The sequence below is a fragment of the Streptomyces sp. NBC_01717 genome (assembly GCF_036248255.1).
Lineage (GTDB): Bacteria > Actinomycetota > Actinomycetes > Streptomycetales > Streptomycetaceae > Streptomyces.
The window spans coordinates 3,690,597-3,712,363 of record NZ_CP109178.1; the positions used below are offsets into that span (position 1 = coordinate 3,690,597).

Annotated in this window: 14 protein-coding genes; 10 read left to right on the forward strand and 4 right to left on the reverse strand. The window is 71.2% G+C overall.

Going from position 1 to position 21,767, the window contains the following annotated elements; genetic code table 11:
- Window positions 1–111: 111 nt before the first annotated feature.
- The 4 genes from OHB49_RS16555 (at window position 112) to OHB49_RS16570 (ending at window position 3,882) form a co-directional block, all read left to right on the forward strand.
- Window positions 112–1,461, forward strand: a complete 1,350-nt coding sequence (locus OHB49_RS16555) for an APC family permease (protein ID WP_329161160.1) — start codon at window positions 112–114, stop codon at window positions 1,459–1,461.
- A gap of 40 nt (window positions 1,462–1,501) precedes the next feature.
- A complete protein-coding gene (gene xseA / locus OHB49_RS16560) occupies window positions 1,502–2,713 on the forward strand; it encodes an exodeoxyribonuclease VII large subunit (RefSeq protein WP_030915081.1) in 1,212 nt (403 codons plus the stop codon).
- 108 nt (window positions 2,714–2,821) lie between these two features.
- Entirely contained in the window at window positions 2,822–3,070 is a 249-nt protein-coding gene (locus OHB49_RS16565) for an exodeoxyribonuclease VII small subunit (RefSeq protein WP_030969405.1), read from the forward strand.
- A 221-nt stretch (window positions 3,071–3,291) separates the two neighbouring features.
- Window positions 3,292–3,882, forward strand: coding sequence for a malonic semialdehyde reductase (locus tag OHB49_RS16570; RefSeq protein WP_329161161.1), 591 nt, complete (start codon window positions 3,292–3,294; stop codon window positions 3,880–3,882).
- Window positions 3,883–3,958: 76 nt separating this feature from the next.
- Here OHB49_RS16570 and OHB49_RS16575 read toward each other — a convergent pair whose 3' ends face one another.
- Window positions 3,959–4,477, reverse strand: coding sequence for a DUF4245 domain-containing protein (locus OHB49_RS16575; RefSeq protein WP_030969402.1), 519 nt, complete (start codon window positions 4,475–4,477; stop codon window positions 3,959–3,961).
- 331 nt (window positions 4,478–4,808) lie between these two features.
- On the opposite strand from OHB49_RS16575, the gene glpX reads away from it, so the two are divergent.
- Window positions 4,809–5,840, forward strand: a complete 1,032-nt coding sequence (gene glpX / locus OHB49_RS16580) for a class II fructose-bisphosphatase (RefSeq protein ID WP_030915070.1) — start codon at window positions 4,809–4,811, stop codon at window positions 5,838–5,840.
- Window positions 5,841–6,039: 199 nt separating this feature from the next.
- On the opposite strand, the gene OHB49_RS16585 is transcribed toward glpX, so the two are convergent.
- The gene (locus OHB49_RS16585) at window positions 6,040–6,411 is read right to left on the reverse strand and encodes a WhiB family transcriptional regulator (RefSeq protein ID WP_030969400.1); all 372 of its coding nucleotides are present in this window, start codon (window positions 6,409–6,411) and stop codon (window positions 6,040–6,042) included.
- A gap of 159 nt (window positions 6,412–6,570) precedes the next feature.
- Window positions 6,571–7,245 carry a DUF1707 SHOCT-like domain-containing protein gene (locus OHB49_RS16590; protein ID WP_329161162.1) on the reverse strand — a complete coding sequence of 225 codons (675 nt, stop codon included), beginning with the start codon at window positions 7,243–7,245 and terminating at the stop codon, window positions 6,571–6,573.
- 227 nt (window positions 7,246–7,472) lie between these two features.
- Here OHB49_RS16590 and OHB49_RS16595 point away from each other — a divergent pair, with 227 nt between their 5' ends.
- Window positions 7,473–9,140 carry a fumarate hydratase gene (locus tag OHB49_RS16595; RefSeq protein ID WP_329161163.1) on the forward strand — a complete coding sequence of 556 codons (1,668 nt, stop codon included), beginning with the start codon at window positions 7,473–7,475 and terminating at the stop codon, window positions 9,138–9,140.
- Between the two features lie 78 nt (window positions 9,141–9,218).
- On the opposite strand, the gene OHB49_RS16600 is transcribed toward OHB49_RS16595, so the two are convergent.
- The gene (locus tag OHB49_RS16600) at window positions 9,219–10,205 is read right to left on the reverse strand and encodes a helix-turn-helix transcriptional regulator (protein WP_329161164.1); all 987 of its coding nucleotides are present in this window, start codon (window positions 10,203–10,205) and stop codon (window positions 9,219–9,221) included.
- 199 nt (window positions 10,206–10,404) lie between these two features.
- Between OHB49_RS16600 and OHB49_RS16605 the strand changes: the two genes are divergently transcribed.
- From OHB49_RS16605 to OHB49_RS16620, 4 genes are read left to right on the forward strand one after another with little or no spacing between them, the layout of a single operon-like run.
- Window positions 10,405–11,682: an MFS transporter gene (locus tag OHB49_RS16605; protein ID WP_443079661.1), complete on the forward strand. Its 1,278-nt coding sequence runs from the start codon at window positions 10,405–10,407 to the stop codon at window positions 11,680–11,682.
- Window positions 11,591–14,767, forward strand: a complete 3,177-nt coding sequence (locus OHB49_RS16610) for a type I polyketide synthase (protein WP_329161165.1) — start codon at window positions 11,591–11,593, stop codon at window positions 14,765–14,767. The genes OHB49_RS16605 and OHB49_RS16610 overlap by 92 nt, the downstream gene beginning before the upstream one ends.
- The gene (locus OHB49_RS16615; protein WP_329161166.1) at window positions 14,764–20,445 is read left to right on the forward strand and encodes a MupA/Atu3671 family FMN-dependent luciferase-like monooxygenase; all 5,682 of its coding nucleotides are present in this window, start codon (window positions 14,764–14,766) and stop codon (window positions 20,443–20,445) included. The genes OHB49_RS16610 and OHB49_RS16615 overlap by 4 nt, the downstream gene beginning before the upstream one ends.
- A complete protein-coding gene (locus OHB49_RS16620) occupies window positions 20,442–21,761 on the forward strand; it encodes a M18 family aminopeptidase (RefSeq protein ID WP_329161167.1) in 1,320 nt (439 codons plus the stop codon). The genes OHB49_RS16615 and OHB49_RS16620 overlap by 4 nt, the downstream gene beginning before the upstream one ends.
- The last annotated feature ends 6 nt before the right edge of the window (window positions 21,762–21,767 follow it).

Genomic DNA, 21,767 nt, shown 5'->3' on the forward strand with positions numbered 1-21,767 from the left:
GGTTCGGCCGGGTCGGGAGACTGAGCCGTACGCGACGTTCACCACGTGTACGCCCTGCAATGCCACATATGCCACGTGCGCGACCGTGTCCGTGCGACCGACGGAGGGTTCATGGCGGGCAGCAGTACGGCGGACCGGGCGACCCTGCGGCGGACGCTCGGGTTCCGGGATCTGGTCGTCTATGGGCTGCTGTTCATCGCTCCCATGGCGCCCGTCGGCGTCTTCGGCACGCTCGACGCGAAATCGGACGGCGCGGTCGCGCTGGTGTACCTCGCGGCGACCGTCGTCATGGGCTTCACCGCGTTCAGTTACGCGCAGATGGTGCGGGTGGCCCCACTGGCGGGTTCGGTCTTCACGTATGCGCGCAAGGGACTCGGGGAAGGGCCCGGGTTCATCGCCGGGTGGATGGCGATGCTCGACTATCTCCTGATTCCGGCGGTCGCCTATCTCTTTTCCGGGATCGCGATGAACTCGCTGGTCCCGGAGGTGTCGCGGTGGGTGTGGACGGCGCTCGCGGTGGTCATCACCACGCTGCTCAACCTCTGGGGTGTACGGGCTGCGGCGCGGGTCGGCTTCGCGGTGCTCGCGATGGAGATCGTGGTGCTGCTGGTCTTCCTGGTGTCGGCGGTGGTGGTTCTCGTCCAGGACGGGGCGCAGCGCGGCTGGTGGACGCCGTTCACCGGTGACTCCGGCTTCTCCCTGCGGGCGGTACTGGGCGCGGTGTCGGTGGCCGTGCTCTCGTATCTGGGCTTCGACGCCATCGCCTCGTTCGCGGAGGAGGCCACCGGCGGCTCGGAGAAGGTGGCGCGGGCGCTGCTTTTCTGTCTGGTCCTCGCAGGGGTGCTGTTCGTGGCACAGGGCTATCTGGCGGCGCTGCTGGAGCCGATGACGTCGGCGGATCTGGCCGCCGAACCGGCCAGGCAGGGGTCGGCGTTCTACGACACGGTCGACTTCGCGGTGGGCACGTGGCTGCACGACCTGGTGGCGATCAGCAAGGCGATCGGGGCGGCGTTCGCGGCGCTGGCCGGCCAGGCGGCGGCAGGGCGGCTGCTCTTCGCCATGTCCAGGGAGCAGCGGCTGCCCTCGCTGCTGGCCCGGATCGACCCGCGGTCCGGGGTGCCGCGGGCCGCGATCCTGATCGCCGCGGCCGTGACGCTGGTGGCGGCGGTCTGGGCGGCCCGCCGCGACGACGGCCTCGACCATCTGGTGTCGGTGGTCGACATCGGTGCGCTGACGGCGTTCGTGCTGCTGCACGCGTCGGTGGTCGGCTGGTTCGCCGTACGCCGGATGGACGGGCCGCCGAGCTGGTGGCGGCATGTGCTGGTGCCCGTGGTGGGTGCGGGGGTGCTGATCGCGGTGATCCTCAGCGCGACGGCGAGCGCGCAGGTGGTGGGGGTCTGCTGGCTGGGGGTGGGGCTGGTGGTGCTGGCGATGCAGTGGGGGCGAGGCCCGGCTGTGTAGGGCTGCCTCGTTGTCCGTGGTGGCGGATACGCTCGCTCGCATGGCTCTCAATACCTCCGCGGAAGCCCCGCTGCCCGTCGGCGAGGTGTCACGGCTCATCGGCGGATGGATCGACCGGCTCGGGGCCGTCTGGGTCGAGGGGCAGATCACCCAGCTGTCGCGGCGGCCGGGCGCCGGGGTGGTGTTCCTGACCCTGCGCGACCCGTCGCACGACATCTCGGTGAGCGTGACCTGCTTCCGGCAGGTCTTCGACCGGATCGCGGACGTGGTGACGGAGGGCGCCCGCGTCGTCGTCCTCGCCAAGCCCGAGTGGTACGCGCCCCGCGGCCAGCTGTCCCTGCGGGCCACGGAGATACGGCCGGTCGGCATCGGTGAGCTGCTGGTCCGGCTGGAGCTGCTGAAGAAGTCGCTGGCCGCCGAGGGGCTCTTCGCCCTGGACCGGAAGAAGCCGCTGCCGTTCCTGCCGCAGCTGATCGGCCTGGTCTGCGGGCGGGCGTCGGCGGCCGAGCGCGATGTGCTGGAGAACGCGCGGCGCCGCTGGCCCGCGGTGCGCTTCGAGGTGCGCAATACGGCGGTGCAGGGTGTGCACGCGGTGAACCAGGTGGTCCAGGCGGTGAAGGAGCTGGACGACCTGCCGGATGTCGACGTGATCATCGTCGCGCGCGGCGGCGGCAGCGTGGAGGACCTGCTGCCGTTCTCGGACGAGCAGCTGATCCGTACGGTCGCCGAGTGCCGTACGCCGGTGGTGTCCGCGATCGGGCACGAGCCGGACTCCCCGCTGCTCGATCTGGTCGCCGATCTGCGGGCGTCCACGCCCACGGACGCGGCGAAGAAGGTCGTGCCGGACGTGGGCGAGGAGCTGGACCGGGTGCAGCAGCTGCGGGACCGGGCGCTGCGGACCGTACGAGGGCTGCTCGACCGGGAGGAGCGGGGGCTTGCGCACGCGCTGGGCCGGCCCTCCATGCAGCAGCCGCTGCGAATGGTGGACGAGCGCGCGGCGGAGGTCGACGCGCTGATCGGGCGCAGCCGCCGGGTGCTGGGGCATCTGCTGGACCGGGCGGACTCGGAGCTCGCACACACCCGGGCGCGGGTCGTCGCACTGTCGCCCGCGGCGACGCTGGAGCGCGGGTACGCGGTGCTGCAGCGGCCGGACGGTCATGTGGTCCGCTCCCCCGCGGACGCCGGGGCGCCGGGCGACGAGCTGCGGGCGCGGGTGTCGGAGGGCGAGTTCACCGTGCGGGTGGCCGAGTGAGCCGGTGCGGCGTCCCATTTCCTTCGCCTTTCCCCTTCGCCCGGGCCCGGCGCGGCCGCGGACGCGGTTCGGACCTGGCTGTCGTAGCTCACACATAGGGTGGATCACATGACGGACGACGCGACAACGGCAGCTGCCGCCACGGACACGCTCGGCTACGAGCAGGCGCGCGACGAGCTGATCGAGGTTGTGCGGCGCCTGGAGGCGGGCGGCACGACGCTGGAGGAGTCCCTCGCGCTGTGGGAGCGGGGCGAGGAGCTGGCCAAGGTCTGCCGGCGCTGGCTGGAAGGGGCCCGGGCCCGCCTGGACGAGGCCCTCGCCCAGCCCGGGAAGGACCAGCAGGACGACGCCGGGTGACTCCCGAACCGTAGGGATCCGGGGCGAGCCGGTCCGCCCCGGAATGGATGCGAGCGCGCGGCGGTTATGAGCCTCGTCGGAAATCGGGACGGCCCGCACGCCACCCACGCACACGTTTGTGGAGTGGATCACTCAGGCCAGGTTTTAGTTGAAAGTTAACCTACCCGTCGGTTACCGTCGCTGTATCGCTTGATCCCCATTCGCCCGGAAGGTAATGCAAGATGCCCCTCGTTCTTGACCCCGCCGCCCAGGACCTCCTCTTCCGTGAGGCCCGCACCGCCAACACCTTCACCGACGAGCCGGTCTCCGAGGAGCAGGTCCAGGCGATATACGACCTGGTCAAGTACGGGCCCACCGCCTTCAACCAGTCGCCGCTGCGCATTGTCCTGGTCCGCTCCGACGACGCCCGCGCGCGCCTCGTGAGCCACATGGCGGAGGGCAACCAGCCGAAGACCTCCACCGCCCCGCTGGTCGCGATCCTGGCCGCCGACAACGAGTTCCACGAGGAGCTCCCGGCGCTGTTCCCGCACTTCCCGCAGGCCAAGGACGCGTTCTTCTCCGAGCGCCCGGTCCGCGAGTCGGCCGCCGCCCTGAACTCCGCCCTGCAGGCCGCGTACTTCATCATCGGCGTCCGCGCCGCCGGTCTGGCCGCCGGCCCGATGACCGGCTTCGACGCCGCGGGCATCGAGAAGGAGTTCCTCGACGCCGACCACAGCGTGCTGATGGTCGTCAACATCGGCAAGCCGGGCGACGACGCCTGGTTCCCGCGTTCGCCGCGTCTCGCCTACGACGAGGTCATCCAGACCGTCTGATCCACCCGGTCGCACGGAGAAGGGCCCCGGAGCACCAAGTGCTCCGGGGCCCTTCTCCGTATGCCGTACGCCTGGCTCAGGACGTCTTGAGGGCGGCGGCCATCTCCGCCAGCCGCTGTGTCGAGGCCGAGCCCGTGACGACCGTGGTCGCGCCGTCGTCATGGCGCACCAGGGCGTCGTACTTCGGGCCCTTCCAGTGCTGCCACGCCTCGCCCGCGACCTGCTGCGTGCGCCCGGTGTTCTTCGCGTCCTGGCTGACCTCGGACACGTACTTGTTCGCCGGGGACGTGGACTGCTCCACCGCGACGTACTTGCCGTCCGGGTCGAGGAAGCCCAGGTGCCAGCCGTTACCCGACTGGCGCTCGTAACTGACCGAGGTGGGCTTCCAGTCCTTGGACAAACCGGCCGGAGCGGCCACCGGATACGGCGCCGCACGCCGCGCCGTCAGAAGCTCCACCCGGTAGTCGACCGCCTTGACCGGGTTGGCCTTGTCGTCGTGCGGTACGAAAATGTAGACACCCCCGGCGACGGCCGAGATGACCGCCATCGACAGGAACATGTCCCGCACCGTCTGCTTGCCTCGCTTGCTTGCCACGGGTCCATGTTCGCATTACGCCCGACGGGCCCGACCGAGGGGCGGCCACCCATGACAACCGGTCGGCCAAGGGCTGTCCCGCAATCCCTGGTGGATCAGCGCGCGGCGTCAGATGCGGTGCATCGCAAGGCGGAGGGACGTCCGCATACTGGATGTATTCGGGCGTTCCGACAACGCGGCGAGGTGCCGTAGCTGTCGTCGTGCGCCCGCCAGGGATTACGGGACAGCCATTGGGCCGCTCATACGTGACCCGGTCTGCTCATTTTGTCGACCTGACGATAGAGTCACAGCACCCTCTTCCGGTCGTCGCCGTACAGAAAGGTGCGTTCCGATGTCCGAGCATCACCTGCCGTCACAACTAGAGGTCTCCCCGGAGGCCCCCGACCGCAACCTGGCGCTGGAGCTGGTCCGGGTCACCGAGGCCGCCGCCATGGCTGCCGGGCGCTGGGTCGGCCGCGGTGACAAGATCGGTGCCGACGGCGCCGCCGTGAAGGCCATGCGGACCCTCGTCTCCACCGTCTCGATGAACGGCGTCGTCGTCATCGGTGAGGGCGAGAAGGACGAAGCGCCCATGCTCTTCAACGGCGAACGGGTCGGTGACGGCACCGGCGCCGAGGTCGACATCGCCGTGGACCCGATCGACGGCACGACCCTGAACGCCAAGGGCATGCCGAACGCGATCGCCGTGCTGGCCGCCGCCGACCGCGGCACCATGTTCGACCCGTCCGCGGTCTTCTACATGGACAAGCTGGTGACCGGCCCCGAGGCCGCCGACTTCGTGGACATCAACGCCCCGGTGTCGGTGAACATCCGCCGGGTCGCGAAGGCGAAGAACTCCGCCCCCGAGGACGTCACCGTCGTCATCCTGGACCGCCCGCGCCACGAGGGCATCGTCAAGGAGATCCGGGAGACCGGCGCCCGGATCAAGTTCATCACCGACGGCGACGTCGCCGGCTCGATCATGGCTGCCCGTGAGGGCACCGGCGTCGACCTGCTGATGGGCATCGGCGGCACCCCCGAGGGCATCATCTCGGCCTGCGCCATAAAGTGCCTCGGCGGTGTCATCCAGGGCAAGCTCTGGCCGAAGGACGAGGCGGAGCGGCAGCGCGCCCTGGACGCCGGGCACGACCTCGACCGGGTGCTGTCCACCGACGACCTGGTCAGCGGCGACAACGTGTTCTTCGTCGCGACCGGCATCACGGACGGTGAGCTGATGCGCGGCGTGCGGTACCGCAGCGAGACGGCGACCACCGAGTCGATCGTGATGCGGTCCAAGTCCGGCACGATCCGCAAGATCGACTCGACCCACCGGCTGTCGAAGCTGCGCGCCTACAGCGCGATCGACTTCGACCGCGCGAAGTAGACCGCGCGAGGCAGGCCGCGCCGCGGCAGGAGCCGCGCCGGGCAGGTGACGCGCAGCGGCGACACACGGCAGTCCGTGCGGAGCCGTCGGAACGCGAAGAGGCGCCCCCCATGTGCGGTGGGGGCGCCTCTTCGCGTCGATGCGAGGCGTCGGCGAACGGCTGCCGGTCCGGGGTCGTCGGTTCGGAAGTACAGGCCGGTCAGCCGGCCGCGGCGATGTGGTCGGCCGAGGCGGCCGCCTTCAGCTCCACCTCGCGCCGTCTGCGGCGGGCGAGCACCACACGGCGCTCGGCAGCCGTGAGGCCGCCCCACACCCCGTACGGTTCGGGCTGCACCAAGGCATGTTCCCGGCATTCGACCATCACCGGACAGCGCGCGCAGACCCGCTTCGCGGACTCCTCGCGGGACAGTCGGGCAGCAGTCGGCTCCTTCGACGGGGCGAAGAACAGCCCGGCTTCGTCCCGGCGGCACACCGCCTCCGAGTGCCAGGGGCCGGCCTGGTCCTCCCGAGCAGGAGTGCTCTGGGTGGGAACGGCGGCGACCTGCAGGGGCTGATGCGGCAGTTGCAGCACGGTCTACTCCTGACGACGGCTTCGCGAGCGAGAGACGATGCAGCACTCCCTACCCGCTGTGCGTGCGCCTAAGCACTGAGTGGCACGGAGTTCCGGTTGACGGAATTGCGGTCGACCGGAATTTTGGCCGGATCCAGGGCCGTGCGAACCGCTGCGGGTTCAGCGGCCGAGGTGTTTGCGCAGCTGGTTGTGGAGATCCGTAATGAGTTTCCCGCGCTTCGGCTTTGCCTCGACGTTCCCGAAGACCGAATAGCCGTTGACGACGATCACCGGGGCTTCCGGGTCAGCGGATTCCAGGGTGACGACTTCGAAATTACCGAAGACGCCCGTGCCGCTGCCGCGCAGCGAGATGTTCTCCGGGACCTTGATCTCGACACTGCCGAAGATGGAGGTCGCGTTGATGACGGTGAGCCTCTGGCTGAAAAGCGCCTCGGTCAGATCGATCTCCACGCTGCCGAAGAGCGCGAAGGCGTTCGTACGGCCACCGACCCGCCAGCGACCCTTGCGCGTGGAACTGCTGAAGATCGCCACCAGATTGTCGGCCGGGCCCGCGGGGGCCTCGGGGCCGTACGCGCACGGCGTGGCGGACGACGGCCGGGTGGCGCCGCCGGGGGTCGGCAGGTCCCGTACCAGCGGCTCGAGTTCGCCGACGGTCTTGGCGCGGTAGACGGAGTCGACGCGCTCGGCGTGCTCCTCGGCGGTCAGCCGGCCCTCGGCCATGGCCTCCCGCAGGATGTCCGCGATCCGGTCGCGGTCTGCGTCGGAGGCGCGGATGCCGGCGGGCGCGGGCGGCGCCGGGGCGGCGGGCTGCTGAGGGTGCTTTTCGAGGTCCACCGACCCAGCGTACCCAAACGCGATAGATCGCGACTAGGGCCTGTCCGGTGGATCAGGGCCGGACAGGCCCGGGGCGCACTCCGAGCTGATCGGTGCGGGACGGTGAGCGCACGCGCTGTTCGAACTGAGCCTTACCTCACAGGTTCGGCCCGCTTGCGGCGTTCTACCCTGGTGGGTGCGCTGCCCAAGGGTGGTCAGCCGCTGTCGCCGAGTGAGGAATGGCCGTAATGCCAGAGTTTGCGTACTCCGATCTGCTCCCGCTGGGAGAGGACACCACGCCGTACCGGCTGGTGACCGCCGAGGGCGTCTCGACCTTCGAGGCCGACGGCCGTACGTTCCTCAAGGTCGACCCGGAGGCGCTGCGCACCCTGGCCGCCGAGGCGATGCACGACATCTCGCACTATCTGCGCCCCGCACACCTGGCGCAGCTCCGGCGGATCGTCGACGACCCCGAGGCGTCGTCCAACGACAAGTTCGTCGCGCTCGACCTGTTGAAGAACGCGAACATCGCCGCCGCGGGCGTCCTCCCCATGTGCCAGGACACCGGCACCGCGATCGTCATGGGCAAGCGCGGGCAGAACGTGCTGACCGAGGGCGGTGACGAGGAGGCCCTGTCGCACGGCATCTTCGACGCGTACACCAAGCTCAACCTGCGCTACTCGCAGATGGCCCCGCTGACCATGTGGGACGAGAAGAACACCGGCTCGAACCTGCCGGCCCAGATCGAGCTGTACGCCACCGACGGCGGCGCGTACAAGTTCCTCTTCATGGCGAAGGGCGGCGGCTCAGCCAACAAGTCGTTCCTCTTCCAGGAGACGAAGGCTGTCCTCAACGAGGCCTCCATGATGAAGTTCCTGGAGGAGAAGATCCGTTCGCTGGGGACCGCGGCCTGCCCGCCGTACCACCTGGCCATCGTCGTCGGCGGTACCTCGGCCGAGTTCGCGCTGAAGACCGCGAAGTACGCCTCCGCGCACTACCTGGACGAGCTGCCCGCCGAGGGCTCCCCGACCGGCCACGGCTTCCGGGACAAGGAGCTGGAGGAGAAGGTCTTCGAGCTGACGCAGAAGATCGGGATCGGTGCGCAGTTCGGCGGCAAGTACTTCTGTCACGACGTGCGCGTGGTGCGCCTGCCGCGGCACGGTGCCTCGCTGCCCGTCGCGATCGCCGTGTCGTGCTCGGCGGACCGCCAGGCCACGGCGAAGATCACCGCCGAGGGTGTCTTCCTGGAGCAGCTGGAGAAGGACCCGGCGCGCTTCCTGCCGGACACCACGGAAGAGCACCTCGACGAGGCGGGTGACGTCGTCGAGATCGACCTGAACCGGCCGATGGACGACATCCTCGCCGAGCTGGCCAAGTACCCGGTCAAGACCCGGCTCTCGCTGACCGGTCCGCTGGTCGTGGCGCGCGACATCGCGCACGCCAAGATCAAGGAGCGGCTGGACGCGGGCGAGGAGATGCCGCAGTACCTCAAGGACCACCCGGTCTACTACGCGGGCCCTGCGAAGACGCCCGAGGGATACGCCTCCGGTTCCTTCGGCCCGACGACGGCCGGCCGCATGGACAGCTACGTCGCACAGTTCCAGGCGGCGGGCGGCTCCAAGGTGATGCTCGCCAAGGGCAACCGGTCCAAGCAGGTCACCGACGCGTGCGACGCGCACGGCGGCTTCTACCTCGGCTCGATCGGCGGCCCGGCGGCGCGCCTCGCCCAGGACTGCATCAAGAAGGTCGAGGTCGTCGAGTACGAGGAGCTCGGCATGGAGGCGGTCTGGCGGATCGAGGTCGAGGACTTCCCGGCGTTCATCGTCGTCGACGACAAGGGCAACGACTTCTTCACCGAGCCCGCCCCGGCGCCGACGTTCACCAGCATTCCGGTGCGGGGTCCCGGTCTCGCCTGATCACTTCGTGCGTACGTGCCCGCGGGGGCGTTCCGGTTTCGGCCGGGGCGCCCCCGCGGTGCGTCCGTACCGCTTCGCTCAGGGGTCCAGAAGCCCCGACGTCGCGAGCAGATAGCCGAGTTGGGCGCGGCTGTTGCTGCCCAGTTGTTCCGAGACCTTCCGCATGTGTTCGGCGACGCTGCGACGACTCATGCCGAGCCGGCGGGCGATCGACGCGTCCGTCTCACCGCCCACGACCGCCAGCAGAATGGTGCGCTGGAGGTCGGACATGATGACGGAGGAGCGCAGCGGCGCGCCGTCGGGACGGATCGGGACGGAGCGGGTCCAGGCGTTGTCGAATTGCCGGACCACCATGCCGACCAGGGCCGGGTGCTGGACCCGCAGCGCCGTGTGCGGCTCGTCGGGGACGGGTACGAACGCGATTTCCCGGTCGCAGACGATGACCCGGTCGACGACTTCGGCGACCGTCCGTACCTCGGCTCCGGCCGACGTCACCTGCTCGATGTAGGAGAGCGTCGCCCGGTGCGAGCGGACGGTGTGCTGGTAGATCGTCCGCTGCCGCACTCCGCGCCGCAGCATCCGCAGGTCGCGGGGCAGCGCCTCGCCGAGGACGTGCGAGGGGCGGCCGCCGCCGGGCTGTGCGGTGAGCAGCTCCTCCTGGCAACTGCCCACGGCCGCGTCAAGTGCCTTGCTGATGACGGCTCTTCCGACGAGCCGGGTGAGGACGGGCTGTTCGAGCCGGTGCACTTCCGCGTAGAGCCCCTCGAACGCGGCGAGACTGGCGCGGACCGCGCGCAGATTGCGGTGCTGCTGGTCGATCGCCTCCTCGATGGGGCCGAGTGCGGCGAACGATGCCGTCTCCGGCGGCACGGGGATCAGCGAACCCGGTGCGTCCCGGTCCGTCACCACCAGCTGCAGGGCCCGTAGACAGGCCGGTGCACCGTCCTGCGGAAGGCTTCCCTGCACGAGCGCGCGCCGGTACGCCGCCAGGGCCGTCTCGCAGGGACGGTCGGGCGACGATTCGCGGCAATCACATGCCCGTGGGCCGGATTGATCGTCCTTCACAAGTATGCAGATTACATTTGTGCAAACGGCTCGACATCGGGGGTCGTGGTTGCTCGACGAGTATGTCCGGGTGAAGCTCGGCATCGACCAGACCAACAGCCATTCCGACGACGGACCGGACAGCACGGCGCACGGCGAACGGCGTTATCGATTCCTTGTCGCCGGATACGCCATCTCTTCGTACGGCACCTTCCTGAATATGGTGGCGCTCAATCTGTTCGTCTATGAGACGACGGGCCGGGCGATCGCCATGGGGCTGTTCATGGCGGTGCGGCTGGGGTCCGGCTTTGTCGCCGGTCTGACGGCCGGCACGCTGCTCGCGCGCTTCACCGCCAAGACCGTGATGCTCTGGACGAATGTGGCGCAGGCGGCGGTGATGCTGTTGCTGGTCCTTGCGCCGGACGGGCTGCGCACGGGCGCGCTGATGGCCGTCTCGGTGGTGGTCGGGTCCTGCGGAACGCTCTTCATGGTGTCGCTGCGCAGTTCCATTCCCGAGATGGTGGGCGCCGACCGGCGCGGCTGGGCGAACTCCCTTTCCATCACCGGGCGTTCGCTGGCGATGGTGGCCGGCTTCGCATCGGCCGGTGTGGTCGTGTCGCTGGTCGGTTACACCGCCGCGTTCGTGGTGGACATGGCCACCTTTGTGATCTGTGCCGTGACGGTGGCGCTGCTGCCGATCGCGGGCGGAGGCAGAGGGAAGAGCGCTCGGCCGGATTCGGAGGGGGATTCCGGCGGGCGCGCCGAACAGGGTGCGGCGGCCGCGAAGAAGGCGGAGCGGCGGCGGATGCCTGTCGCGTTCGTCGCGCTGGCCGCCGCGCCCGGTCTCGGCCTGATGGTGGCGCTGCGCGGGGTGGACGCGTTCGGTTCGTCGTCCCACAACGCGGCGCTGCCGATCTACTCCACCGAGCTCGACGCCTCGCGCCCGGCCGTGTTCGTCAGCGCCTTCTGGTGCCTGTGGGCGCTGGGGAACGTCGTCGCACAACAGGTGATCCAGCGGTACGCGAAGCGCACCGGCCGATCGGTGGGTGCGCTGGGCTTCGGTTACGGCACGATCGTGATGTCCGGGGCGTTCATCCTGGCGTTCGCGGGGTTCCCGTTGGTGGCGACAGGGGTGATCGCACTGGTCGCGGGAGCGGCCGACGGGCTCACGGAGGTCTCGTACACCTCGCATCTGCAGACGCTCTCCGCCGACCTTCGCGGGCATGCGTTCGGGCTCTCCGCGACGTTCGAGAATCTTGGCTTCGGCGTCGGAATGATCCTTGTCGCAGCGGCACTTGACCGATTCAGCCCGCTGACGGTCGTCGGATGGTCCCATGGCGCTGCGATGGTGGTCGCGGTGGCGTTCCTGCTCCGGGTGGCGGGGCTGCGGAGGGGAGAGAGGCGCGGTGGTGGAGACGGCGAGGGAGCGCGATCAGGAGCGGGGGAACGAGAACCGCATCGCGGTGATCGGGATGGCGCTGAGGTTTCCGGGGGCTGACACCCCCGAGCAGTACTGGCGCGACATCCGGGCGGGCGTCTCGCACGTACGCCGATTCACCGCGACCGAGTTCGCCGCCGCCGGGATACCGGAGGCGGAGTACGGGGCGGAGGGGTTCGTCGGGGCGGCGGCGCTGCTGGACGGCGACGGGCACGGCGGCATCGACGGGTTCGACGCCGGGTTCTTCGGGATGAGCGGGCGCGAGGCGGCCCTCACCGATCCGCAGCAGCGGCTCTTCCTGGAGTGCTGCTTCCACGCCCTGGAGGACGGCGGCTACGCCGGTCACGACGAGTCGTTACGGACAGGGGTGTACGGGAGCGCCGGTTACCGCCTCTACTCCCTGCACAGCTATCTCGCCGAGAACCTGGCCACGGAGGCACGTTCCGGCGACTGGATGACCGTCAAGCAGGTCCAGGTCGGCAACTACCCGGATTTCACCGCCAATCGGGCCGCGTTCCGGCTGGGTCTGACCGGTCCCGCGATCAATGTGGCGACGGCGTGCTCCAGTTCGCTGGTCTCCGTGCATCTGGCCTGTCAGGCGCTGCGCGCCGGTGACGCCGATCTGATGCTGGTCGGCTCGGCGGCGCTGCATCTGCCGCAGGTGACGGGGCACCGCCATGTGAAGGGTTCCACGCTCTCCCGGACCGGTGCCGTGCGGGCCTTCGACGCGGGTGCGGACGGCACGGTCGGCGGCAACGGTGTCGCTGCCGTCCTGCTGAAGCCGCTGGACCGGGCGCTCGCCGACGGAGACACCGTGCACGCCGTGATCCTGGGCTCGTCGGTCACCAACGACGGTGCGGCGAAGACCGGTTTCGCCGCACCGGGTGTCGCCGGGCAGCGGGATGCCGTGCTGGGCGCGCTGCGGTCCGCCGGGGTCCCGGCGGAATCGGTGGGTTACGTGGAGGCGCACGGCACGGGCACGTTCAAGGGCGACCCGATCGAGTTCGCCGCCCTCACGGAGGCGTTCCGCCGCCACACCGACCGGACCGGGTTCTGCGCGCTGGGCTCCACCAAACCTGCCATCGGACACCTCGACAGTGCGGCGGGTCTGGCCGGGCTGATCAAGGCGGTCCTGGTGCTGCGGCACGGCATCGTCCCGCCGCTGGTGAACTTCCGGGCGCCGAATCCGGCGCTCGCCGTCGAGTCGAGCCCGTTCGTGCTACCGGCGCGGGAGACGGCGTGGCCGGTGCCCGGGGAGGTACGGCGCGCCGGGGTGCACTCCATCGGGATGGGCGGTACCAATGCGCACGTGATCCTGGAGCAGGCGCCCGCGGTGCGGGAGGCGGAGCGGCGGCGGAACGTTTCCTCGCAGGCGCTGCCCCTGCTGCCGCTGTCCGGCGCGAGCCGCGAGGCGCTGGTGGTGTACGCCCGCGCGTTCCGCGAGCGGCTGGTACGCGGGCCCGCGGCGGCGCCCGTCGATCTGCTGGTCACGGCCGCGCTCGGGCGACGCCATTTGCGCCATCGGCTGGTCGTGACGTCCGAGGATCCGGTGGCGGGGCTGGACGCGTTCCTGGCCGGGGCGGCCCCGGGCGCTGCGTACGACACAGGGGTGGTCGACCAGGAGCCGGAGCGGCCCGTCTTCCTCTTCAGCGGGCAGGGCGGCGGACATCCGGGCATGGGCGCGGAGCCTGCGGCCCGCTTCCCCGTCGTGGCCGAGGTACTCGCCTCCTGCGCCCGCGTCTACGAGGAGGAGACGGGGAACGGCGACTTCCTCGACCGGATCGTGCACGGCCACGGCCCGGCCGTCTGGACCACCGACTTCGCGCAGCCCGCCCTCTTCGCCCTCCAGATCGCCCAGGCCCGCCTCTGGCAGCAGCTCGGCGTCACGCCCTCGCTGGTCGCCGGGCACAGCGTCGGCGAGTACGCGGCGCTCTGCGTGGCCGGGGCGCTGAGCGTGGAGGACGGGATGCGGCTGCTGTGCCGGCGCGGGCGGCTGATGCAGGAGCGGTCGGCGGCCGGTGCGATGCTCGCGGCGTTCGTACCGGAGGCGCGGGTACGGGAGTTGCAGGCCGCCGTCGAGGGGCTGGAGCTCGCCGTGGTCAACGGGCCGGCCCACCATGTCGTCGCCGGGCCCCCGGAGGCGGTCGAGGCCGCGCGCGCCCTGCTGGCGGCGGGCGGAGAGGCGTACGAGCCACTGGCCGTGGACCGGGCCTTTCACACCGCTCTGCTCGATCCGGTCCTCGACGAGCTGCGGGCGGCCGTGGAGAAGACCGGGCTGCTCCCGCTCCGTACACCGTTCGTCAGCGGGCTCGACGGGGTGGTGCGGCACCCGGGGTGGCGGCCCGGCGCCGACTACCTGGTCCGGCAGGCACGCCGGACCGCCGACTTCCGCGCGGTGCTGCGGGCCGTCGGTTCCACGGGATCCGCTCGACCCACCGGACCCGCCGGTGTGGTCCTCCTCGAACTCGGTCCCTCCGCCGCACTGACCGGGATGGCGCGTCGGGTGCTGCCGGGTGCGGCCGCCGTACCGACATCGGCGTTCCGGCACGCGGTGGCCCGGCTGCACTGTGCGGGGGTGGCCGTCGACTGGGCGGCGTTGCTCGCGGGGTGCGGCGGCCGGCGGGTGCCGCTGCCGACGTATCCGTTCCAGCATCAGTCCCACTGGGTCGGTCCGCCGCCGGTCCCGACCACTTCGTACGTACCCGAGCGCACAACGGAGGATGGCATGACGGAACAGGCCGTACTGGACCGGGTTTTGGCGCTTACCGCCGGCCATCTCGGCTATCGGCCGTCGGAGGTCGGTGCGGACAGGACATACGTCGGACTGGGCGCCGACTCACTCCAGCTGATCGGCATGGTCCGGCAGTTGGAGGCGGAGTTCGGTACGGAGATCGCGATACGGGAGATACTGGAGGAGGCGGGCACCCCCCGGCTCACGGCTCGCCTGATATCGACGCGTACGGCTCCGAAGCCGCAGGTGGAGGATGAGCCGGAACCGGTCTACGCGACGCGCGCCGAGGTCGAGGAACTGACCCGTCAGGTGGCCCAGCTGGCCCGCAACCAGGCCGCGATGCTCACCCAGCTCTCGGATGCCGTGGCCCTGCTGACCGGCGTCTCCGCCACCCCCGAGGGGGACCGCCGATGAACCACGCGGACGGTGCCGCCGTCGAGGTGGCCCGCGCGGCGGAGCTCTCGCGACGCCTGACCGAACAGCTCGCAGCCGCCGCTGCCCCCTCCCCGCATCGCTTCCCCCCCACCGCTGCCCCTGCTGCCGCCGCACAGCACGGTCCCCGCCTCGTCGTGGATCCCGCGGCCGGCATGGCCGGGGCGGGCGCCGACGCCGCCCAGCGCGCGCACACCGCGTCCCTCGTCCGGCGGTTCACCGAGCGCACCCCCACCTCGAAGGAGCTGGCACAGCAGCATCGGCCGGTGCTCGCCGACAGCCGGGCCGTCGTCGGGTTCCGCCAGGCCACCAAGGAGATGCTGTACCCGATCGCCGCCCGGTCCGCGCACGGGTCACGGCTCACCGATGTCGACGGCAACGACTACACCGACATCACCATGGGCTTCGGCTCCCTGCTCTTCGGGCACGAGCCGGAGTTCGTCACCGATGCCGTACAGCGCCATCTCTCGCAGGGGCTCCGGTTCGGTCCCCGCTCCCCCGACACCGGTGAAGTGGCCGCACTGCTGGCCGAGGTGACGGGGATGGAGCGGGTGGCGTTCGCGAGCTCCGGTACGGAGGCGAACTCGGCGGCGGTCCGGCTGGCCCGGGCCGCGACCGGGCGCGACAAGGTCGTCATGTTCCGCGGCTCGTACCACGGGCACATCGACTCCGTGCTCGGCCGCCCCGGCGGCCCGGGCGCCGTGCCCGTCTCGCGCGGCATCCCCGTGAGCGCCGTCGCCGAGCTGATCGTGCTGGAGTACGGCAGCCAGGACGCCCTCGACACCATCGACGCGCTCGGTGACACCGTGGCGGCCGTCCTCGTCGAGCCCGTCCAGTGCCGCAACCCCGCACTCCGCCCGGCCGACTTCCTGCGGTCGCTGCGCGACCTGACTGCCCGTCGCGGCATCGTGCTCCTCTTCGACGAGATGCTGACCGGTCTGCGCCCGCACCCGCGCGGCGCCCAGCACCACTTCGGCGTCGTCCCCGACCTGGCCACCTACGGCAAGGCACTCGGCAGCGGCTTCCCGATCGGCGCGATCGCGGGCCGCGCCGACATCCTCGACGGCGTCGACGGCGGTCTCTGGCAGTACGGGGACGACAGCAGACCCCCGCACGAGACCACCTTCTTCGGCGGTACGTACATGCAGCACCCGCTCTCGATGGCCGCGGCGCGGGCTGTGCTCACGCACCTCAAGGTGGAGGGCCCCGGTCTCCAGGAGCGGCTGAACGCCCGGACCGACGCGCTTGCCGACCGCCTCAACCGCTTCTTCCGGGACGAGGAGTTCCCGCTCGAACTGGCCCACTTCGGCTCGATGTTCCGGTTCACGCACCGCGCCGACATGGAGCTGCTCTACCACCACCTCCTGCTGCGCGGTCTGTACGTCTGGGAGTGGCGCAGCTTCTATCTCTCCACCGCGCACACCGACGACGACGTGGCCGAGGTCGCCGCCGCCGTGGAGGGTTCGCTGCGCGAACTGCGCGACGGCGGCTTCTTCCCGTCGGCGAAACGGCCCGGCCGGCCGCTGCCCGCACCGCGCACCCGCCCCGCCCCCGACCTCGGCGTCTACTTCTTCGGCGACTACCCGGAGACCACGGACACGGCCAAGGCGTACGACGGCGTCATCGAGACCGCCCGCTTCGCCGACGAGCGCGGCTTCAGCTCCGTCTGGCTGCCCGAGCGGCACTTCCACTCCTTCGGCGGCCTCTTCCCCAACCCGGCGGTACTCGCCGCCGTCCTCGCCCGTGAGACCGAACGGATCAGGATCAACGCGGGCTCGGTCGTCCTGCCGCTGCACGACCCGATCCGGGTCGCCGAGGAGTGGTCGGTCGTCGACAACCTCTCCGGCGGGCGGGTCGGCATCGGCTGCGCCACCGGCTGGCACGCGCAGGACTTCGCCCTGCACCCGGACCGGTTCGAGGACCGCCGGGAGATCGCCTTCTCCCATCTCGACGACGTCCGCCGGCTGTGGGCCGGCGAGTCCGTCGCGCGGCGGACGGGCGAGGGCGCCGAGACCGGCGTACGCATCCATCCCCGTCCGGTGCAGGCCGAGCCGCCGATGTTCCTCGCCACCTCCGGGCAGCGCTCCTCGTACGGGGAAGCGGCCCGCCGTGGGCTGGGGATCGTCACCAACCTCATGAGCCAGACCGTGGCCGAACTGACCGCGAACATCGACCACTACCGGCAGGTGCGCGCCGACTGCGGACTCGATCCGGACGGCGGCCGGGTGACCGTCCTGGTCCACACCTACCTCGGTACGGATCATGCCGCCGCGCGGGCCGAGGCGCTGGAGCCGATGAGTCGCTATCTGCGCTCGTCGCTCCTGATGAGGTCGGCCGCCACCGCGCTGGGCCGCAGCCCCGAGGACGTCGCGACGGCGAGCGAGGAGGACCTGGACTATCTGTTCCGCCGGGCGTATTACCGGTACTGCGACCAGCGGGCCCTGATCGGCACCCCGGAGAGCTGCGCCCCGTTCGTCGACGCCCTGCACAGGGCCGGGGCCGACGAGATCGCCGCGCTGGTCGACTTCGGGCTGCCCGAGGAGCGGATGCGGGCGGGACTGGAACAGCTGGATCTGCTGCGGCGCCGCATCCTGGAGCGGAAATCGCCGGAGGCACAGGGGCCGCACGATACGCAGGGGTTGCAGGAGGCTGAGGGGTTGCAGGAGGCGCAGGGGCCGCAGGACATCACCGCGCCCGCCACCTCCGCGCAGCGGCGGCTGTGGCTCGCGGCCCGGCTGCTCGGCAACTCCGCCGCGTACAACGAGACCCAGGCGGTCCGCCTGCACGGCCGGCTCGACGAGTCCGCCCTCCGCGCCGCCCTGGACGGGCTGGTCGCCCGCCATGCCGGGCTGCGGACCGTGTTCCGGGCCGGCAGCGGCGACGAGACCGTGGTCCAGGTCGTCCGGGCCGGGCTGCGCATCCCGCTCCTGGTGACGGACGCCCGGGGGCAGTCCCCCGACGGGGCCGACCGGACGATCGCGGCGGCGCTCGCCGAGGAGAGCGGGCGCGGGTACGACCTGGCCGAGGGGCCGCTCTTCACACCCCGGCTGATCCGGCTCGCGGACGACGACCAGGTGCTGGTGCTCGGCATGCACCACATCGTCACCGACGCCCACTCCGCGGGGCTGGTGACGAGTGACCTGGAGGAGCTGTACCGGGCGGCGGTGGAGAACCGCGCTCCGGTCTTCGCACGGCCTGCCGGCACGACGGCCGGTGCACCGGAACCGCCCCGGGACCCGGCCGATCTGTCGTGGTGGCGCGAGCAGTTGGGTGAGAAGCCGCCGGTGCTCGAACTGCCCACCGACCGGCCGCGCGAGCGCCGGGTCGCGGGGCGCGGCGGGGCGGTGGCCGTACGGGTCGACCAGGAGCGGACCGTGCGGTGGCAGGAGTGGAGCGGGGAGCAGGGCGCCACACTGTTCGCGACGCTCTGCACGGCATGGCAGCTGGTGCTGCGCGGGCGGTCGGGGCAGGACGAGTTCGTGCTCGGCTCCACCTTCGGGCGGCGCACCCCCGGGACCCGGGACACGGTCGGCTTCCATGTGGCGCTGCTGCCGCTGCGGGTGTCGTTGCCGGACGGTACGGACACCGCCGATGCGGTGCGGGCCACCGGGCGCGCCCTGCGCGAGGCGGACGAGCGGCAGCTGGTCGACCTGGACGCCCTGCTCGTCGGGGGGCACCCGGACCCGGGCAACCCGCGCCCCCTGATCACCGTGTCGGTGGACCTGGACAACGAGACGCTGTCGCGGGTCGACCTGCCGGGACTGCGGGCGGAGGAGGTGCCCGCCGGGACGGAGTCCGCCCCGCTGGAACTCGCCCTGATGGCGACGCGTACCGCATCGGGCCTGCGGCTGCGGCTGCGCTACGACGCGGATCTGTTCGACGCGGAGACGGCGCGCGGGTATCTCGACGAGCTGGTCGGGACGCTGGAGTCGATGACGGGTGGTGGCAGGTCCACCGGGGACGACTCACCGCGCTCCACCGCGGACACGCTCCGCGACGTCTGGGAGTCCGTCCTCGACGTCCGCGGCTTCCCCGCCGAGACCAACTTCTTCGACCTCGGCGGCAATTCGATCACCGCGATCCGCCTGGTCAACCGGGTACGGGACGCGCTCGGTGTCGACTATCCGATGGCCGACTTCTTCTCCGCCGCCACGCTGCGGGCGATGACCGACCAGCTCGCGCCCGAGCCCGCGCCCACCGGGGAGGACGTCGAGGTCGTCGACCGAGCCCCGGTCAGCGACCAGCAGGCCCGGATGATCGCCGGACACCACTCCGTACCGCACTCCGAGTTGTGGAACATCCCGACCCGGATCACCTTCACCGGCGCGCTGGACGTTCCGGCGCTGCGGTCCGCGCTCACCGAGCTGCTGGCCCGGCACCACTCCCTGCGGACCCGGTTCGTCGGGGAGAACGCGTCCTGGTGGCAGGAAGTCGTCGCCGCGCAACCCGTCGATCTGCCCGTCGAAGACCTCACCGGCCTGCCGCCGGGCCAACGGCGGCCCCGGTCAGATGAGTTGTGCCGCGAAACCGCCACGACCGCGTTCGATCTCTCGCAGCCCGCGCTTCCCCGACTGCGGCTGCTGCGCGTCGAGGAGGACCGCTGGGCGCTGATGTTCGTCCTGCACCACATCACCGCCGACGGCTGGTCCCTGTCGCTCCTGCTCGCCGAGATCGCCGCGCTGTACACCGCGGCGGCGAAGGGCGTGCCGCACACTCTCGACCCGCCGGGCTCGCAGGTCACGGAGTACGCCCGCTGGCAGCGCGCCCAGGACGACCCGGAGACCGAGGCCCGCCGGGCCTCGTACTGCGCCGCGTATCTCGACGGAGTGCCGTCCCGGGTGCCCGTACCGACCGACCGCCCCCGGCCCGCGCAGCTCAGCGGGCTCGGCGACACCATCCGCGGCCGGGCGTCGGGGGCGGTGCGGGCGGCCGTCGAGGAGTTCGCCGGGGCTGTTCACACCACCCCGTTCGCGGTGGCGGCCACGGCGCTCGGAGTGTTTCTGACGAGGCTCTCCGGGGAGCCGGACATCCTGCTGAGCGTCCCGTACGCCAACCGTCAGGGAACCGCCTTCGAGTCGCTCGTCGCCATGACGTCGACGGCGGTGATGGTCCGCGTACGACAGGATTCGGCCAATCTCGAGACCACCTGTGCCGAGCTGACGGCGCGCACCGGGGCGGGGGCGATGGGGGCGATGGCGCATGTGCTGCCGACGGCCCGGATCATGCAGGCGATGCGCGATGCGGGCGCCGACGACGTGCCGGACCGGGTGCCGCACGTGCTCGCCTTCCAGAACTCCCTCGACACGGACATCGAGATCCCCGGTCTGGACGTCGAGGTGGAGGATCTGGCACCGCCTCTTTCACGCAGCGAGCTGTGCTTCGGGCTTGCGCCGTGCCGGGACCGTACGAAGGGTTATCGGACGTTCCTGGAGTACTCCACCGACCTGTGGAACCGGGAGACAGCTGAAGAACTCCTCAGCTCGTACATCGCGCTGCTCGAAGAGTTCTGCGCCCGGCCGGACCGCCCGGTCCGGGAACTGCTGCTCCCGTCGTCCCCGTCCCCCACACCCTCGAAGCTCTCACCCCCACCCGCACGCCCGAAGCCCTCACCCCCACCCTCACCCTCGAAACCGAACAGCGGAAAGGCGGACGCCGTATGACGCCGGCCCCCCACCTCAGCCACCCCAGTCACCGCAGTCACACCGACGACCTGCTCACCTTCATCCGGGCCAGCCCGTCCCCGTACCACGCGGTGGCGAGCGCCATCCAGCGGCTGGAGAAGGCCGGCTTCCGCGAGCTGCGCGGTACGGACGACTGGACGGGCACGACCGGCGGCAGCTTCGTCGCCCGCGGCGGCGCCCTGATCGCGTGGTACGTCCCCGAGGACGCCCCGGCCCACACCCCGTTCCGGATCGTCGGCACGCACACCGACTCGCCGAACCTGCGGATCAAGCCCACCCCCGACACGGGCTCGGCGGGCTGGCGCCAGATCGCCGTGGAGATCTACGGCGGGGTCCCGCTCAACACCTGGCTCGACCGCGACCTGGGCGTCTCCGGGCGGCTCGCGCTGCGCGGGCCCGGCGGTACGACCGAGTCGCGGCTCGTCCAGATGGACGAACCGCTGCTGCGGGTCCCGCAGTTGGCGATCCACCTGGACCGTTCCGTCAACGAGGGACTGGCGCTCGACCGGCAGCGCCATGTCGCCCCCCTGTGGGCACTCGGTGCTCCCGAGGAGGGCGCGCTGCTGCGCCGGGTGGCGGCGGCCGCCGAGGTGGACCCGGACGAGGTGCTCGGCTGGGACCTGATGCTGCACGACATCCAGCCGCCCGGATATCTGGGCGCGGACCGGGAGTTCGTCGTCTCGTCACGGCTGGACAACCTGGTGTCGGTGCACGCCGGCGTCACCGCCCTGGCCGGCGCGGCGACGGGAGCCGAGCGGCCCTCGTACATCCCCGTCCTGGCGGCCTTCGACCACGAGGAGGTCGGCAGCGGTTCCGAGACGGGTGCGCAGAGCCCCATGCTCGAGCGGGTCCTGGGCCGCTCCGTCACCGCGCGCGGCGGCAGCTCGGAGGACTGGTCGCGAGCGGTGTCGGGGGCCTTCTGCGTCTCCGCCGACATGGCGCACGCGGTGCACCCCAACTATGCGGAGCGGCACGACCCGGACCACCACCCGCTGCCCAACGGCGGACCGACGATCAAGGTCAACGTCAATCAGCGGTACGCCACCGACAGCACCGGGATGGCCGTGTTCGCGGCGGCGTGCGAGCGGGCGGGTGCGCCGTGGCAGCCGTTCGTCTCCAACAACGCGATGCCGTGCGGTACGTCGATCGGTCCGCTCACCGCTGCCCGGCTGGGCGTCGCGACCGTCGATGTAGGGGTGCCGGGACTCTCCATGCACTCGGCGCGCGAGCTGTGCGGGGCGGACGACCCGGCGTATCTGGCCGCCATCCTGGGCGCGTTCGTGACATCCGGCTGACCCTCC

Coding starts and splice junctions, on each gene's coding strand:
- OHB49_RS16595 (WP_329161163.1), top strand. CDS start 7,473: ATGCCAGAGTTTGCGTACTCCGATCTGCTCCCGCTGGGAGAGGACACC.
- OHB49_RS16620 (WP_329161167.1), top strand. CDS start 20,442: ATGACGCCGGCCCCCCACCTCAGCCACCCCAGTCACCGCAGTCACACC.
- OHB49_RS16555 (WP_329161160.1), top strand. CDS start 112: ATGGCGGGCAGCAGTACGGCGGACCGGGCGACCCTGCGGCGGACGCTC.
- OHB49_RS16605 (WP_443079661.1), top strand. CDS start 10,405: ATGGTGGCGCTCAATCTGTTCGTCTATGAGACGACGGGCCGGGCGATC.
- OHB49_RS16565 (WP_030969405.1), top strand. CDS start 2,822: ATGACGGACGACGCGACAACGGCAGCTGCCGCCACGGACACGCTCGGC.
- OHB49_RS16570 (WP_329161161.1), top strand. CDS start 3,292: ATGCCCCTCGTTCTTGACCCCGCCGCCCAGGACCTCCTCTTCCGTGAG.
- xseA (WP_030915081.1), top strand. CDS start 1,502: ATGGCTCTCAATACCTCCGCGGAAGCCCCGCTGCCCGTCGGCGAGGTG.
- glpX (WP_030915070.1), top strand. CDS start 4,809: ATGTCCGAGCATCACCTGCCGTCACAACTAGAGGTCTCCCCGGAGGCC.
- OHB49_RS16615 (WP_329161166.1), top strand. CDS start 14,764: ATGAACCACGCGGACGGTGCCGCCGTCGAGGTGGCCCGCGCGGCGGAG.